The following is a 17,982-nucleotide window of genomic DNA, read 5'->3' on the forward strand; positions in this document are numbered from 1 at the left end:
TGGTATATGTGACAAGTCCAATTCCGAGTGTCAACAAAAGTTTGGCGGTTTCATCACTATCCGATTTAACAATTTTGGGGATAAGGTGAGGATGTAAAGCAACACAACATTCCAAAATAATAGGAGCGATACGTTATGAAATTACTCAAGATTCAAAAAGGAGCTGTACTTGCATTAACAGCTATATCGGCGAGTACACTGGTATTTTCTGCTTATGGGTCTGTAAACCCGGTACAGATTGAAGGCGCGGTACAAGTGGAGACAGAGAAGGAAAAGAAAAGCAAGCATCGGGATGAAGTCAAACGCGTCATTGATGAGGTGGTAACCATCAAAGGAGTCCCAAGTGTCATAGCTGGCGGGTTACAGAACGGGAAACGCTGGTCTTACGCTACAGGTACAGCCAGTTATGAAGTACCACACACGGTGGAGTCCAATTTTTCATTCCGGATTGGAAGTATTTCAAAGACTTTCACAGCGTCCGTTGTATTACAGTTGGCTGACGAGAAAAAATTGAATCTGGATGATTCGATTGAAAAATGGCTGCCAGGTGTCATAAAAGGTGAAGGGTATGATGGCAACAAAATTACGATCCGTCAGTTATTGAATCATACAAGTGGGCTTGCTAGCTATACAGATTTGGATTTCCGAGATATTACTTTGCCTCAAAATCCATACCGTTACTATTCCGTCGATGAGCTTATCGACCTTGGACTTTCAAAGCCACCTGTATTTGCACCAGGGAAGGGCTGGAATTATTCCAATATGAATACTGTACTAGCCGGTCAAATTATTCAAAAGGTAACAGGAGAAACGTATGCGGAGCAGATCAGGAAACGGTTTATCATACCGCTTGGAATGAAAGGGACATTTGTGATGGGAAATAGTCACGAAATTCCGGGTAAGCATGCCACAGGATATAATATGGATAGATCGGGTCATTTGTATGATTTAACAGAAATGAATCAATCATGGGCAAATGCGGCGGGAGATATAGTCTCAACAGTTAATGATTTGACTACCTTCTTCAGTGCGTTGTTGGGCGGGAAGCTTCTGACTCAAGAGATGATGGACCAGATGCACACAACAGTAGATGGACCTTTTGGTAAAGTCGGACTAGGGATTTATGAATTTAAAACAGCGGACGGGCAATCTTACTGGGGGCATGCCGGAGGTACTTTCGGATATGAATCGAGAGCCGTCGGATCTCTAGACGGGAAGCATATTCTGGTAACGTGCATCAACTCGGTAGGTCCACAAGTAGCGCCAGCTCACGATAAAATAATCAATAAGGAATTTAGCCATTACGCAAGTCTAAACAGACAGTGAATTATATATGTTTGACCTGCTTGGAAAACGAAAACATACCGATCTATACATGGTTACGAGTGCCGGATCATATCTATCACTCCTCATGGGATTTATACACAAAAGGACCGTCAAGATGTTTTCCTAGCGGTTTTTCTTATGAGATGGATGTATATTGTATTCATAGAAGTTAACATAAAGTCCTATTATGGGTAGAAAGAAAAAGGTGGATCCCTACTTTCACAAGGGAACCTCCTTTTTTTGTTCTACGGATCTATGCATTTTTTTATACATTCCTATCCTGGCGCGGTTTTAGGGTTCTTGTTTGTTACTGGATTAGCCGAAAAACTGTATAAAACCTTGCATGCTCTTAGCATGGTTTTTTTCCGAAATGCTGGCGGTGGCCAAGCGCTAAATAATCTGCGAATCAGCACAATTTCTCCTAAATGGTAGGAGTTGTGAGATGCAATATTGCGTAGCACACCGCCCGGGGTTTCACCAGGCCATTCCTCCAATGTTTTGTTCAATTGAACAGTTTGGGCAATCGTGCATGCCTGTTCAATCCCCTAAAGAAAATACTGAATAATCTGTTTCCACTTGAATAGGTTTTGCTTTTCCATACTAATCACGTCCTTTTTTAGAGTACTAGTATCAGTATGTCCAAGTTTCAGAGATTAGTTACATAAGTCATATAGTTTTTGCACCAGAACCATAAAAGTAAGTCTATGACCTATTTTTACACGTATCTCGGCTGTTCCCTATAAGAGGCCAAGTAAATAGAAGACAAAAAAGCGACCAATTTCAATTAGTTGCTTTTTTGTCTGTATTGTTCCACCAATCCCTATTCTTCAATTCGATTGGATCAGTGTAAAATATTCCTATTTTATCATCAGTATGTTTTGTTTCAACCTTCAAACGATAAATGCTAGGAGTTACAATCTGTCCAAATATCAAAATCTTTATAATTGTTAACTGAAAAATTTGAATGATATCATTTTTTTATTATTAGCCTAATAGAGATGTGGTGGTATTCCTATTAAATGATTTTCACAGCAGAACTGGATTTGAAATACATTTACCTGAAAAATCAGATAAATAATGATAAATAGAAAGAACATTTAATTATAGATATAGTTTTTCAGTGAGTGAAATATAATTTGTGTTATCAAATATTTACATAGGAGGCAAATATATGAATTAAAATCCCCCCTTAAGTTTTATTAAAAAATAAAATAATAGTTATTATTCTAGTTGTTATAGAAAGGACGAAGAGAATGTCAATAGTTCAGCGTTATACAACGACTACAAATGGTGCGATGACGTTTACAGGTAATACGCTAGGATTTGGTTCGAATAATCCTAGCTATAATGACATTGGAGCATTCATTACGTTGGATCTTACCCAACAAGTCCCAAGTTATCCAATAGGTAGTACATTGAATTGGAAATTGAATGCTTCTCAAGCATTTCTGAAATTTCCTGTAGCTAGTGAAGTGCTGTATGCAGAGTTGATTTGGGGAGGTACCTCAAAATTTAATGCAGTGGATGTTACAGGAGATATTAACGTTCCCATTTCCTTAACTAACCCACAAGGTTCAATACAAACAATATCTCCTGATGCTACAACGGCCCAAGTAGTAGTGCATGAAAATCACACATTTTATATTCGTACAGCTGATGTTACTAAACTAATAAAGGCGAGTGGGGCAGGTTCTTATACTGTAAGTGGGGTACCAGCCACAATCCAACGGCCAAGTAAAAGTAATGCAGCAGGATGGACGCTTGCTGTTATATATAAAAATCCTTCTTTACCTTCACGAAATATGAACTTATATGTTGGTGTGGCATCTGTTGAAAGAGGGAATGTAGTGGATCAAAAAATTAAAGGTTTTGGGACACCTGAATCCAAACCGTTTCAGGCAAGAGCTTTATTGAATGCTATCGAAGGCGATAGTTTCATTTCTAAGGACCAATTTTTATTTGGTCCATCCCCAGGCCAATTACAAGCCATTTCTGGACCGAATAACTTAGTGGATAACTTTTTCGCTTCACAGATTAATGATGATGGTGGAAATTTAGATACTAGTGGGACAGCGGGAAATAGTAATGTAACCCCAGGGCAAAAACAGTCTACACAGCGCTATGGCTGGGATATTACGAATGTGGATATTTCAAACGCCATGGAAATCTCACAAACTGAAGCGATTGCTCGGTTCAAAACAGATATGGATGGATTCATCCTTTCTGGATTAGGGATTCAAATTGATGTGAATAGTCCGGAACTTAAGATAGACAAACAAGTGGATAAAGATATAGCAATAGTCGGAGACGAGTTAACTTACACAATTTTAGTAGAAAATAGTGGACTAGTAGAAGCACAGAATTCCATTTTTAAAGATATTCTTCCAGATGAGTTAGAATTTGTGCAGAACAGCTTAACTATCGATGGGCAAGCCAAACCCGGAGAAAATCCAGCTAAAGGAGTCAATATCGGATCTGTAAGCATAGAAGGACCAGTCGAGATCATATTTAAAGTGAAAGTGATTGCAGTCCCTACAGATGGAAAGGTGACTAATACGGGTGAGCTGGATTACGAGTTCCAAAGTGCAGCGGGTTTACCTCTCACATCAGGATCTAGTAGCTCAAATGAAGTAAATACTATCATTAAGCATGTACAAGTCGATCTCGTGAAAAGTGAAGATCGTTCGGTTTACGATAAAAGGGGAGGTATTATCACCTACACGCTCGATATTACCAATAATGGAGATACTTCAGTAAATGCACTTTCTATTAAAGATGTCATACCTACAGGAACGGTACTCGTTCCAGGGAGTTTAAAAGTAAATGGTGCACCGGTGCTTGATGATTTAACAACAGGAATTCCTCTTGGTACATTAATTCCTGACCAAACAGCTGTGATTACATTTCAAGTAGCGTTACAAAGTCCGTTGCCAGTGAAAGTAGATAACCAAGCAGAGGCAATTTATCAATTTCAGCTGAAACCAGGTAGCAATGTGCGTGAGGAAATAGTAACAAGTAACCTAATTACGGCGTGGTTGGAGACCGATTGTCAAAAAGCACAAAATCAGATTTTTGAATCAGTAGCACAACAAGAGCTCGGTTTGATGAAAATCCTTCAAGCAGAAAGTGTAAAGGTACAAGAAGCGGTAAAGGCATTTGAAGAAGGAAGAATCTCTGCCCAAGAACTTGCTAGGATTAATCAGAGTGTCGAAAAAGTAGTCCAAAAAGCTACACAGTTGGAGAAATTATTAAAAGATAAATTAGAAATTGCTAAGCAGATTTGTTGTTAGTAGATTAATGAGAAAGAAGCACAAGAATTTATAGCTTTATTTAGATTGAAAAGGGGGAAGAATATGCCATTTATTCATCGTTTCACCCAAACAACCAATGGTGCGATTACATTCACAGGAAATACATTAGGTTATGCAGATGGAAGTACAGATATCGGGGCTTTTTTGACAACAGATAGTTCTAAACAAGTGTCAGGCTATCCAGCTGGAAGTACAATGAACTGGCAAGAAAATTCCTCTTTGGCTATGCTGAGAATCCCTGCAGACAGTGAAATATTGTATGCCGAGTTGATCTGGGGTGGATCGACTAAAGATCAATATACTGATGTTCGTTCAGCTATCAATACTTCGATTACTTTTACCACCCCAGCTGCTACTGTATCCATCGCACCAGATGCCTTCACTGCACGAGAAGAGTCCGTCTTTGGCGGTCAAGTTTTCTATGTTCGCTCTGCGAATGTAACTGAATTTGTACAAAAAGGTGGAGCTGGAACTTATATAGTAGGTGGTATTCCCGGAACGGTAAGAGATTGTACTTTTTTTCTAGCTTCTACCAATACAGTGGGATGGACGTTGGCTGTCGCTTATAAACATCCATTACTTAAAATTCGAAATATGAATATTTATGTTGGGTCTCAAGTGATTTCTATGTCTAATCCTCCAGTGGATGAGTTGATTTATAATTTTAAAACCCCAGAAGGTGGGGATATCCAGGGACGTGTCATGCTTACGGCACTGGAAGGAAACTCTAATCTTCCTGGCGATCGCTTTGAATTTGGTCCCAATCGTTCGTCGCTTTCGGTGATATCTGGGCCGAATAATCCTGGAAATAATTTTTTTGCGTCGCAGATTAACGATGATCTAGGAAATTTAGATACTAGTGGAACTGCTGGAACGCTCAATAAGCCTCTTGGATCAGACGGATTTGGCGTACGATCGGGTTGGGATATCACGAATGTAGATATTTCTCACACGTTGCATCATAGTCAAACCGAGGCAATCGCCCGTATTGCGACGGCGCAAGATACCTATTTGGTGAGTGGATATGGAGTACAGATTGACGCCAATAGCCCAATCGTAAAAATGAATAAGTCGGGGGATAAAAAACAAGCTGTAGTAGGTGAAATAGTAACTTACACTTTGGAAGTAAAAAATGATGGCTATGTAGATGCGACTAATGTGATTTTTCAGGACTACTTAGATCCAGAACTTGAATATTTACCAGATAGTTTACGAATCAGAGGTGCGGCATGGCCAGGACAAGATATTGCTAAGGGTGTGAACATTGGTACTTTGGATGTAGGAGAAACAGTCCTCATCACGTATCAAGCGAAAATCATGAAAGAGCCTGATGATAAAGTGGTGCATAATCAAGCATCGATGATCTTTGATTTTCAGAGTAGACCAGATTTACCTATTTCGACAGCGACGAGTATTAGTAACAAACCTGGGATTGAAGTGATTGAGCCACCTACCTGTGAAGAAGGGAAAAATCAGATTATCCAAACGATTGCTGAGGCGGAACAAAGCATTGCTAGGATTATGCGGGCAGAAGCAGAAAAAATTGAAGTAGCTGCTCGTGCGTTTGGAGATAAGAAAATAGGAGTCCAAGATCTCATCGCTGTCAATGAAAGTGTGGAGGATATGTTAGACAGCCTAATCGTACTAGAATCAGTGCTTAAAGATAAACTCGCTGTTACCCAAGAAATTTGTGATTTTTGCTCATAACATCCATATATAATTTGATTCGATGATGGAAAGGGTGATGAAATATGTCTCAAAGTCGGGGGTATGTAAATATGAAAACTGAGGCGAATAGATTAATGGAGGATAGTCTGAAGATGGAAATAAATAAAAAAGTAAACAAAAATGAGGCAAAAGTAAAAGATATTTTGACTTATACCGTTCTTGTAACAAATATGGATCCGGTTGACGCACAAAACACTCTTTTGAAAGATATCCTTCCAAAAGAGTTGAAGTTTGTTCCAGGTAGTGTTTTTGTGGATGGTGTGCCTCAACCTAGTGTGAATGTAAATAATGGGATTAAGCTAGGAATGGTAGGAACAGGAGAACTGATTGAAGTGACATTTCAAGCGAAAGTAATCAATATTCCTCCAGATGAGCTAGTGAAAAATAAAGCCACCTTAAATTATGAATTTGAAAGTGCTTCTGGATCGCCTATCAAAAAAGGAGAAGCAGCCAGTAATATAACAGAGACAAAAGTGATTGTGCGTCCTCCTACTAACTGTGAGAACAATCAAAGTACCATTGAATTTTCAATTAAACAGGAAGAGAAGGCCATTCAGGAGTTACTGGATGCAGAAGCAGAAAAAATAAAGACGGCAAATCAAGCCTTTAATAGTGGCAGGATTACAAAAAATGAACAGAATTTGATTATTCAGAGTGAAAATAGTGTTTCTCAAACATTATCTACATTGAAACAAGAACTACAGAACAAGAGAAATACGATTCAGGATTTATGTAGTGGTTGTAAGTAGAGAAGAAGAGGATGTCTTACTTTTCCTCAGATGCTTTTGAAAAATAGGGAATCTGATTCATCACTAATAAGGTATGAATTACAGAAAAGAAAGGGAGAGGCACATGTCTAATTTTCCGAAAGTGAGTATAGAAAAGGAAGTAGACAAAATTGATGCGGTGGTAGGAGATATTCTAACATATACGTTTACCATTTCCAATGATAGTCTAATTGATGTTACTAATTGTCATTTTAAGGATTTTCTATCAGAAGAGGTGCAGTTTGTCCCGAATAGTGTGGAAATTGACGGTGAATCAAAACCTGGTGAAGATCCAACGAAAACGATTGTACTTGATAGACTATCCATTGAAGGGCCTATCATCATTACATTTAAAGTTGAAGTGATTAAACCCCATCCTAGTGGAGTGATTAGGAATAAAGCTTACATGGGCTCTCAGTATTCAGGTGGTTATGTAGATGCGGTCAGTAACGAAGTACAAACCAATGTGCCAGCAGGACGAACAACCTGTGAATGGTCACGTGACTTAATCATTCATTCCATCGCACAAGAGGAAAAAGGCCTAGCCACGATTCTTTACATGGAAGGCGAAAAGATTCAAGCAGCAATTAATTCATTCCGAGGTGGCCGGATTAAAGTGACGGATTTGCTAGCAATTAACAAGAGTGCAAAGGAAGCAGTTCAGCAAATTGCTAATCTGGAAAAAGAGTTGAAGAAAAAGTTAGATCAAGTTAAAGACCTATGTTGTGGTTGTAAGTAGGGATAGGAATAGATAAATAGAGAAAGGGTGAGAATCATGGCGTTTATTCAGCGATATTCAACCACGACTAACGGGGCGGTTACTTTTACTGGCAACACACTGGGTCTAAGTAATATAAATATCAGTTATACAGATATTGGTGCATTTATCACATTAGATTTGTCTAAGCAGGTACCAGGATATCCTGCAGGTACCACACTAGATTGGAAAGAAAATGCTTCTGCTGCACAGCTTCGCTTACCAACGGGAAGCATAGTATTATATGCAGAGCTAATTTGGGGTGGATCAACAAAAACGAGTACCGAGGATGTGACGAGTGAAATAGATCGGGCCATAACGTTAATCTCACCAAAAGGGAGCACCCTCATTACGCCAGATCCGACTACGAGTCAGCAAGTAGCTCAGGCGAACCAAATATTTTATGTTCGCTCTGCCAATGTTACTAGTTTTATAGATGCAGGTGGGGCTGGTAATTATACTGTCAGTGGTGTACCAGCGACAGTACAAAGATATAAAGGGAACAACGTGGGGGGATGGACTTTATCTGTGGTTTATAAAGATCCTACACTGCCTCTTCGAAATATGAACATTCATGTCGGAACTGCATCGATTGAGAAAACGGGATCAGTAAGCCAGAAAATTTCTGGCTTCTCTACGCCTGAACTTGGTGATGTCAAAGCAAGATTGTTGCTAACCGCAATGGAAGGAGATTCAAAGATTCCAGGAGATCAGTTACTTTTTGGAAAAGATGCCTCTTCTTTAAAGCCCATTTCAGGTCCCAATAATCCGATTGACAACTTCTTTGCTTCACAAATTAATGATGATGCAGGGAATCTAGATACGAGTGGTACCTATGGGAATGTAAATGTCATACCAGGAAGTGCCGGACCAGCAGTTCGTTATAATTGGGATATTACCAATGTGGACGCTTCTACAGCTATGGAGAATTCACAAACGGAGGCATTAGTTCAACTGACTTCGAAATCAGATGGTTATATAGTGACAGGTCTGGGTGTCCAAATTGATGTGAATAGTCCAGAAATCAAAATTAATAAAGAAGTAGATAAAGAAGCAGCTATCGTGGGTGAAATCCTTACTTACACTCTATTAATTGAAAACAGTGGAATGACCGAAGCACAAAAAACTATTTTAAAAGACACTCTTCCACCAGAATTAAAGTTTGTTGAAGACAGCTTACAGATCGATGGCGTTCCTATACCTGGTGGAGATCCGACAAAAGGAGTAGACATTGGTTCCATATCTATCGAAGGCCCGACGGAAGTTACCTTTCAAACCTTAGTATTAAAAGTGCCACCAGACAATAGAGCGGTGAATAAAGCTACTGTCGTGTATGATTTCCAAAGTGCCCCAGGCTTACCGGTCTCTTCAGGTACAGCAGATAGTAATGAAGCCATTACGGTCATTCGAAAAGTAGAGGTAGAGGTAGTGAAACGGCAAGACATGTCAGTTTATGTCAAGGCAGGTAACATTATAACCTATACCATTGAAGTTGCTAATACAGGTGATACACAACTGACCGATGTCGTAATTGAGGATCAAATTCCAAATGGAACGAAGTTGGTTCCAGGCAGTTTGCAGATAGATGGGCGCCCTCTCTCAGGCAATATAGAAAGTGGCGTGAATATTGGTACGGTAGAGCCCGGGACGACGACAAGAGTCACCTTCCAAGTGTTGATTGATAACCCAGTGCCTAAGAAAGTGACAAACAAAGCAAAAGTTGATTATAAATATAAGCTTATTCCTGATGGACAAATTTATCGTAAAGTAGAAATGACGAATGAAGTGACAGCTATTCACGAAAGCAATTGTAAAGAAGCACAGAAGAAAATCGTGACAGGTATTGGAGAAGCTGAGTTAGCGGCTGCAGGAGTAATCGTAGCAGAAAAATTAAAAATACAAGATGCAATTCGGGCCTTCAACGAAGGGAAGCAGAGTGCAGAAGAATTACTCAATGAGAATGAACAGTTGACCCACAAACTAACAAAAACAATTTTAGACGAAAAATTGCAACAAGATACATTGCAAAAAGCAAAAATACTTTGTTGCGATGGTATTGAAGGGATTGACTACAGTGGTGTCTATATCATCAAAAATAAAGGAAGTCAAAAAGTATTAGATATATCTAGCGCCTCAAAGGATAATGGTGTAAACGTCCAACAATGGGATTATAACGGCGGAGATCATCAAAAATGGGAACTAGAGAAGATGGCAGATGGGTATTATAAAATCAAAGCAGTTCATAGTGGAAAATTGCTTACTGTGTCCGGAGCTTCAAACAGTGATGGTGCGAATGTAGAACAATGGGAAGACATTGGTGGAGATCATCAAAAATGGAAAATCGAAAAAAATTCGGATGGAACGCTTAAATTGATAGCTAAGCATAGCGGCCAATTACTTGATCTGAAGAGTAGTATACAAAACAATGGTGCTAATATTCAACAATGGCCAGACAATGGTACAGATGCTCAATGTTGGGAATTGACAAAATTAAAATAATACTTTTTATAAAATAAAGTATGTGTTTCGATATAGTAGCACAAAGTAGAAGTATTTGCTTTTAATAAAAACGGTAGAATAAACTTTAAAAAGAAAAGACATGAGTCATTGAGAAGTATAGACTCATGTCTTTTTTGTGTTATGGTGTAAAAAAATATTTAATAGAAGCAATTGAAAATACATTTGATGAGGTAATCTTTTTAAAAGACGGAAATATTGTATTACATGAAAACGTAGAGGAAATTCGTTTTCATCAAGGTAAAGCAGTACATGAGTTGTTTAGGGAGGTTTTTGAGTAATGAATTCACTTTTATAGAGGTATCGTGGATTCTTTAGATGTATGAAAATAAAAACTGTTCGAAAATGTATTAATAATGGAATGTAAAGCCAATCATCCCTAAAGTGATTCCAAAAGAAAAACTTAAGACTATTCAAATTCCAACCCTCTTATTGATGGGCGTAATGATTGGTACCATGATACCTCAAACCGGATTATATATCATTGTAATACTATTAATGATATTGTTTACAACCACTTGGGTTACCATGAATCGACAAATTCACAGTCAACCTATAGAGTAGAATCTGCTCCCTTATTTTTGGGTGTGAGGTAAAGCATGGAGAGCAGAGTATTTCCTAAAAAAGTGCTCCTAGATAAATCTAGGGGTACTTTTTTGGATGTAGTTACTGGTTTTATTGGATGGTGAACACCAGCAGTTAGATAATAACTTATGAATGTGAACTACTCACCACTTAGCAAAGTTTGAAGAGGGAGCTTCTTAGTTCCACGACGAAAGTAACCTTTCGTCTCCCTGAGCTTTACTTCGAGGTGTTCCACCCCTAGATGTCCAACGCTTGAGGAAGGAGAATTCTTTCGGGGAATTCGTTAAAACATACTCCAGCCTTCTTGTGCGGAAAGTAGTTCTAGCATTTTAAAACCAGCTATACTATTTCCGTTAGCATCTAAAGCGGGTCCAAAAATACCAATTCCCATTTCTCCTTTTACGCATCCGAATATCCCACCGGCAACCCCACTCTTGGCGGGTATTCCGACGCGAATTGCAAATTCACCAGATTCGTTGTACATGCCGCATGTGACCATAAATGTTTTACAAATTTTTGTTATATGTTCCGGAACGATTTGTTTTTTTCTATATGGATCATATCCATCCATTGCAAAAATCAAACCAATCCGTGCTAAATCAATGCAGTTTACCTCAATTGCACATTGACGTGTGTATAAGTCCATTAACGCCTCTACATCGCCATTGATAATGTCATTTTGTTTCATATAGTAGCAAAGAGAACGATTTAAGTAAGCTGTTTCTAATTCAGAGCCGGCTACTTTTGAAGAGTAATTAATTGTAGGATTGACCGTAATATCACGCACAAAGGAAAGAATCCGTTCCATCTTCTCGTCATTACTATCCCCTGTTAATATACTTGTAATCGCTAGTGCTCCTGCGTTAATCATTGGATTGAGTGGTTTAGAAGGGTTAGCTGTTTCTAGTTTAATAATAGAATTAAATGGGTCACCAGTTGGCTCCATTCCAACTTTAGAAAATACATACTCTTCGCCACGCTCTAAAAGTGCAAGTGCAAGCGTAATTACTTTTGAAATACTTTGAAGGGTCAAAAGCGTTTGGGAGTTCCCGGCATGGATATAATCTGTTTCTTTATGATAAATTGCAATCCCTAAATCATCTGGATTTGCATTTCTTAGTTCTGGGATATAAGTAGCCAGTTTACCTTTTTTTGTATATGATTGTACTTGGTCTAGTAACTGTTCTAGGTTATTTGTTTGAATACAGTGCATAACTAATACGTCCTTTTCCTTTTTATCTTTTTCCGCCAGAAGACTTCCTCCTCAATTTGTGTGAAGGTGTGATAGCACTAGCAGATAGGTGGCAGATGAATGTCGGATGGCGTAAGTCAAAATGTTTGCTAGCATATACTTGTACAGATTGCTCTTTGAAAACTGAAGAAATGAGGTTGGTTGCAGAAAAATCGTTGCAATCGTAAAATCTTCAACGTTCCATCGTCCCACGCTTGCTGAAGTTGCGAAAACCAAGCTAAAGTAGGAAGCGTGATGAGTCAACGTACAAGACACTTCAGTTCTTACCGTAGGAACTACGGGCAGAGCCTGCTAAGATAACTGGTGGATACATCGGTGTTCGCAGGAATCCCCCACTTCAAACATCTCGTAAGAGTGTTAAGTGGGGGGAGTTCAAAGAAGCTAACATAATGTTATTACCAGGAAAAATCCAATCCCGATACTATTTTCGTTTATATATTTTCTTTTTGTACACGAATCAGACGCCCCTTTAGAGTTACATTGTTCCAATGATTACAATTGCCTTAATGATTTTACGTAGTAGAACACTGTTTAGTTCTTCCTGAAATCATCAAACCAATCAAACTGCCAAGTAAGGCTATTAAAATCCATCCCATTCCTTCGTTATATAGAGGAACGTATTGCATGAAAGTAAGCAACGAGTCACTAGCAAGTTCTGCTGTTTCTAATCCTTGTACTATACTAATCAGTAATGCTCCTAAAACTGATCCAACATAGACAGCCTGCTTATCTTTTATAAATCGATCAAAAAAAGCGAGGATAATTAGCACAATTGCTACAGGATAGATAACAATTAGGATAGGTAGGGAAAGTTTAATTAGCATAGACAAACCAAGGTTTGATACTCCAAAGCTAAATAAGCAAATAATTAAAATGATTTTGTTATAAGAAATCTTTGGAAATAGTGTTGTGAAAAATCTCCCACATGCTGAAACGAGTCCTACAGATGTAGTTAAACATGCGAATAACATTGTAATTCCTAATAAGGAAAGACCATATTGCCCAAATAAATGTTGTACTAAATTTGTTAATAACACACTTCCGTTTTCAAATGTGCCAAATGTTTGAGAAGTAGCTCCAATATAAGCAAGTGATATATATATGATAGATAATCCAAGTGCGGCTATAAGCCCTGCTACTATAGTAGATTTAGCAATGGATTTTTTATTTGTAACACCTTTTTCTTTTATAGCGTTAATTACGATAATTCCAAATACGAGAGCAGCAAGGGCATCCATTGTTAAAAACCCTTCAATAAATCCTTTGAAAAAAGGAGCTTCCTGATATGAATCAGAGGGTGTTGAAATAGATCCAACTGGTGAAGAAATTGCTTTAACAATAATAATACTAATCATGATTAGTAACAGCGGGGTTAAATATTTTCCAATTCTATCTACTAATTTAGAGGGATTTAAAGATAGATAATACGTTATAGCGAAATATGCAAATGTGTATAGGAGTAATATATACCATTGATTTTGCATGGTGTTACTTAAAAAGGGGGCAACTGCCATTTCATATGAAACAGTGCCTGTACGAGGAATGGCGAAAAAAGGGCCAATTGCTAAATAAATGATAAGAGGGATAATAACACCACAGGCGGGGTGAATCCTACTAGCAAGGGTACTAACATTTCCACCAAAAAGGGAAATAGCAGCGATGGCTAGTAATGGAAGTCCAATACTACTCACAACAAATCCCGAAATCGATATCCAAATATTCGTTCCAGATGAATATCCTAATAATGGAGGGAATATCATATTACCTGCACCGAAAAATATTGCAAACAGCATAAGTCCAATAGGGATTGTTTCTTTAAAAGTTAACGATTGTTTCATAGAGCACTCTCCTTTTTTGACGAAAAATGTCGAAATTTAAGTTTTTTTCATTATAACATATGAAATTAGAAAATACAGAAAAATAAAAATGAAAAAAATCCCTTATTTTACTTGAAATACTATTTGAAATAAATAAAATGATATAAATACTCAAATTTATTGTGCTGTCTTACTCTAAATATAGAAATATCTTTATACCAAAAATTATTATATTGAAATTTAAAAGAGAATGAAGGGATCAGCAGCTATTTGTATAAGCGTCTCTTGATTAATTATTATGAATTGATTTTGCTGCGAAGTGTAATTTATTTTAGTTTTTATAATGAGGTTCACCATATCAATTAAATAGACCCGGTATAAATTCAATCGTAAATAAGTCATCCTTTCCTATGATTCTACAGATAGTAGAATCAAAGAAAAAAGAAAAGGGACATGAACAGGAACAGGCACCGATGGAACGTGCTGTTTATTGGTGTCCGTGAGAAAACAGACCTGTTTTGAATAAGTTAATTTTATTTCGAATATATAATTACTATAGATAAATATTTGAATTCAAATAACGGACATAATTTCCCCATATTCACTGCATAAAATTTTGTTAAACTCTGAAATTCAAGAGGTAAATTATTCTTTATCATTGTAGTTCTTTTTTTATAGGCTACTCTAAAATGCGTGTAATTATTAGAAATATGAATATCATGTGGTTAAACATCAAAATTGGAGCGGGAAAATTTGTCCATCAAAAATGATTAAAAGAGATGCTTGGAATGATTTCTTAGTTGGTACAAAAAACTATTATAACGCTAACAATAAAGATGATATTACCGGTGGTTGGTATGAAAAAGATATTCGTGAATTAGCATCGCAAGGGATTATGGTAGGAGATGGACAAGGTTCATATTGGCCGGATCGTCTTGTTACTCGAGCAGAATTTGCAACATTTATTACTAGAGCCTTAAAGTTGCCTGAGGGCACTTCAAAATTTACTGATCTTAATACGGCACACCCCTCATTAATAGATGGGATTAATCGTGCAGCAGCAGCTGGAATCATTAGTGGTAGGGGAGATAATATTTTTGCTCCAAATGACACAATTAAGCGTGATGAAGTGGTCATTATGATTGATCGAGCGTTACAGTATAAAAATATTATTGGAAAGCTAGTAGACTTGCCTTTTACTGATCAGAACTTAGCGTATGATAAACAGGCTGTACAACGTGTTTATGGACTAGGGATTGTAAAAGGAAATGAAAAAAACGAATTTATGCCCAAAGGTACAGCCACTCGCGGAGAAGCTGCTGCCTTTCTGAATAGAATGCTACATGTATTAAATAATGATAACAATAATTCAATAGGTGTTGTTACCATAACTGGTTCTGGTGTAAATCTGCGCAAGGGACCTGGGACGACTTATGAAGTAATTCGTAAACTAAATAAAAATGAATCATATTCTGTATATAAGGAACAAAATGGATGGTTAAGTATTGGTGATAATCAATGGTTATTTTATGACCCTAGTTATATCTTTTTTAATAAAAATAAATAAATACTAGAAAAATCGTGTAAAACAGAAAGCATTTTTGTTAGCAAGAATGCTTTCTACTTTTTTATATTTAAATTTCAAATATTTCGAGAGATTTATATAAGGAAATCTATAAATCATTTCATTTGTATAAATCTTGTTTGAAATAAAATACAGTGAACCACTCGCCATTTAGCAATGCTTGAAGTGGAAGCTTCTCAGTTCCACGAAGAAAGCAATCATTCATCTCCGACCTACCGTTGGGCTAGCGCCCTTCACACGCTTGAGGAAGGAGCATTCTTTCGGATAATACGTTAAATATTTTATTTTTACACCATTCTTCAATTATAAAGCGTCAGGACACGTGTAATAATAAAAAAAATTAATTTAATAGTTTATAGTTTAGAAAATTTAGCGCATAAATTGTAAAGTTCGTTGTATAAATATAAATCAGTATACAGCTGTTTATATCTATGAGTTGGGAATGGTATGATATCAAAAAATGAAGAAATAAGTTTTATTATTACTTGACAAGCTCAAAAATAGTGGATATGCTTTAACACGAAACGAATAAAAAATTTAAAATATTTATAACCTGTTAGGTGAGGCTCCTATACAAACACAGGCTATTGCCCAAAAATATCGAAAGATGCCAATGGGTAGAACAGGAATTGTCGGATTAAGGCTCTTCTTAAGATAGCTAAGTGATGAAAGATTCATCCTTTACGTTGTATAGTGCCAAAACTCAACTAGGGGGAATGAGCTTTATTTAGCTATGTCTTTTTTAAATCAACCTCCTTTAGTTGAATCACTAGGGGAGGTTTTTTATATGCAAAATTTTATTTGTAATAAATCTCTTATAAAAGGGGGGGAAATTAATGATTGATGATATTGATCCCATATTTATTAAGAAATTTGTTTTCCCAGAAGTGGGAAAATGATAACAAGTGCCATTGTCCTTAAGGAGGAATTACGATGAAAAAATGTTTGCAACAATTATTAAAGACACAAGACATACATTTAGTGCGAGAGCTTATAAAAAATCAATCCTATGATATTGCAATGGAAATGAAAGATTTTCATCATAAAGATCAGATATCTTTAATGAAATATTTTCCTACTGAAAAAGGTGCGAAAATTCTTAGTTACCTTACTCCAGAGGAGCAATATAATATTTGTACCAATTTGCCTTTGGATAAAGGTGAAGAGCTATTAGCAAGGCAATCTATCGATGACCTTGTTGATGTAATTCTTTCAATTCATGCACTTCAGGCTAAAAAGCTGATACAACTTATGTCTGAAGAATCTCAACAAAGAATTAGAAGTCTGCTGGCTTTTCAATCTGGAACAGCGGGCAGTCTGATGACAATTGACTATATTGCCGCCAGGGAAAATTGGAAAGTGAAAGATACGCTGTCGCATATTAGAAAAATTGGGGCAGGGGTAGAATCAATTTCGTATATTTATGTTCTTGATACGCGTGGTCAGCTTAATGGAATTGTTTCTATTCGTGAATTATTGCTAGCTTCAGATGATAAGACTTTATCATCAATAATGGCATCAGATGTCATTTCAGTTTCAGTGGATCTAGACCAACAGGAAGCTGTACAAAAGCTAATGGATTATGATTTATCTGCTATACCTGTAACAACGATGGATAATCGGATGATAGGTATCATAACCTTTGATGATGCAATGGATGTTTTCGAAGAAGAAGCAACTGAAGATATTCAAAAATTAGGAGGGAGCACCCCATTAGATAAGCCATATTTCGAAACCTCTATTTGGCAAATATACCGTAAACGTATAGGTTGGTTATTACTTCTGTTTGTAGCGGAAGCATATACTGGTTCTGTACTTCGACATTATGAAGAAACTTTGACTCATGTAGTAGCACTGGCTTTCTTTATTCCATTGTTAATTGGAACTGGTGGAAATACAGGTACACAGGTCGTAACTACATTGGTTCGTGCTGTAGCTCTAAATGAGGTGAAATTTAAAGATATATTTCGTGTTATGAAAAAAGAAGCATTAGTAGGTATTTTACTTGGGCTTACATTAGCCGTGGCGGCATTAATTCGTGCGTACACTTTAGGCGTAGGTACAGAAGTCGCACAAGTTGTAGCTATAACTGGATTATTCATTGTTATTTGGTCGTCTATTGTTTCATCTGTATTACCCTTGATTCTAAATAAGTTAAAGTTGGATCCAGCTGTTATTTCAGGTCCGTTCATTACGACATTAGTCGATGGGACGGGGTTAATTCTGTACTTTACCATTGCAAAAATGTTATTAGGCTTATAAAAAATTTATACTAAGTTTTTATACCTAGTTTCGTTCCCGTAAAGTTTGTAGACAAGATTCTTGGAAGCATGGAGA

9 protein-coding genes, 3 pseudogenes and 1 riboswitch are annotated in these 17,982 nt (G+C 37.1%); of the genes and pseudogenes, 9 read left to right on the forward strand and 3 right to left on the reverse strand.

The genetic code is table 11. The features are described from left to right. The first annotated feature begins 135 nt into the window (after positions 1 to 135). The gene (locus DN408_RS30520) at positions 136 to 1,326 is read left to right on the forward strand and encodes a serine hydrolase domain-containing protein (RefSeq protein WP_078178614.1); all 1,191 of its coding nucleotides are present in this window, start codon (positions 136 to 138) and stop codon (positions 1,324 to 1,326) included. Positions 1,327 to 1,601: 275 nt separating this feature from the next. On the opposite strand, the pseudogene DN408_RS30525 reads toward DN408_RS30520, so the two are convergent. Beyond that, positions 1,602 to 1,904: pseudogene (locus tag DN408_RS30525) on the reverse strand (hypothetical protein); the annotation flags it as partial. A 675-nt stretch (positions 1,905 to 2,579) separates the two neighbouring features. Between DN408_RS30525 and DN408_RS30530 the strand changes: the two are divergent. The 6 genes and pseudogenes from DN408_RS30530 to DN408_RS30555 form a co-directional block, all read left to right on the forward strand. Continuing rightward, positions 2,580 to 4,616 (forward strand): alpha-helical endospore appendage domain-containing protein, encoded by a 2,037-nt coding sequence (locus DN408_RS30530; protein WP_078178615.1) that lies wholly within the window; start codon positions 2,580 to 2,582, stop codon positions 4,614 to 4,616. Between the two features lie 63 nt (positions 4,617 to 4,679). After that, on the forward strand, positions 4,680 to 6,344 hold the full coding sequence (locus DN408_RS30535; protein ID WP_016126990.1) for an alpha-helical endospore appendage domain-containing protein: 1,665 nt from the start codon (positions 4,680 to 4,682) through the stop codon (positions 6,342 to 6,344). 44 nt (positions 6,345 to 6,388) lie between these two features. Next, positions 6,389 to 7,114, forward strand: coding sequence for a DUF11 domain-containing protein (locus DN408_RS30540; RefSeq protein ID WP_016126991.1), 726 nt, complete (start codon positions 6,389 to 6,391; stop codon positions 7,112 to 7,114). 103 nt (positions 7,115 to 7,217) lie between these two features. Continuing rightward, a complete protein-coding gene (locus DN408_RS30545) occupies positions 7,218 to 7,871 on the forward strand; it encodes a DUF11 domain-containing protein (RefSeq protein ID WP_016126992.1) in 654 nt (217 codons plus the stop codon). Positions 7,872 to 7,907: 36 nt separating this feature from the next. Further along, positions 7,908 to 10,388 carry an RICIN domain-containing protein gene (locus tag DN408_RS30550; protein WP_016126993.1) on the forward strand — a complete coding sequence of 827 codons (2,481 nt, stop codon included), beginning with the start codon at positions 7,908 to 7,910 and terminating at the stop codon, positions 10,386 to 10,388. Between the two features lie 158 nt (positions 10,389 to 10,546). Further along, positions 10,547 to 10,687: pseudogene (locus tag DN408_RS30555) on the forward strand (ABC transporter ATP-binding protein); the annotation flags it as partial. Positions 10,688 to 11,274: 587 nt separating this feature from the next. Here DN408_RS30555 and glsA read toward each other — a convergent pair. Together glsA and brnQ are read right to left on the reverse strand one after the other, a co-directional pair. Beyond that, positions 11,275 to 12,204: a glutaminase A gene (gene glsA, locus DN408_RS30565; protein WP_078214540.1), complete on the reverse strand. Its 930-nt coding sequence runs from the start codon at positions 12,202 to 12,204 to the stop codon at positions 11,275 to 11,277. Positions 12,205 to 12,755: 551 nt separating this feature from the next. Further along, positions 12,756 to 14,081, reverse strand: a complete 1,326-nt coding sequence (gene brnQ, locus DN408_RS30570) for a branched-chain amino acid transport system II carrier protein (RefSeq protein WP_003189324.1) — start codon at positions 14,079 to 14,081, stop codon at positions 12,756 to 12,758. A gap of 697 nt (positions 14,082 to 14,778) precedes the next feature. On the opposite strand from brnQ, the pseudogene DN408_RS30575 reads away from it, so the two are divergent. Together DN408_RS30575 and mgtE are read left to right on the forward strand one after the other, a co-directional pair. Beyond that, a pseudogene (locus DN408_RS30575) lies at positions 14,779 to 15,627 on the forward strand (S-layer homology domain-containing protein); the annotation flags it as partial. A 563-nt stretch (positions 15,628 to 16,190) separates the two neighbouring features. Further along, positions 16,191 to 16,367, forward strand: a riboswitch (M-box (ykoK) riboswitch). 211 nt (positions 16,368 to 16,578) lie between these two features. Further along, the gene (mgtE, locus tag DN408_RS30580) at positions 16,579 to 17,907 is read left to right on the forward strand and encodes a magnesium transporter (protein ID WP_078179241.1); all 1,329 of its coding nucleotides are present in this window, start codon (positions 16,579 to 16,581) and stop codon (positions 17,905 to 17,907) included. The last annotated feature ends 75 nt before the right edge of the window (positions 17,908 to 17,982 follow it).

It is taken from the genome of Bacillus sp. AR13-1, assembly GCF_008042285.1.
Taxonomy (GTDB): Bacteria; Bacillota; Bacilli; order Bacillales; family Bacillaceae_G; genus Bacillus_A; species Bacillus_A mycoides.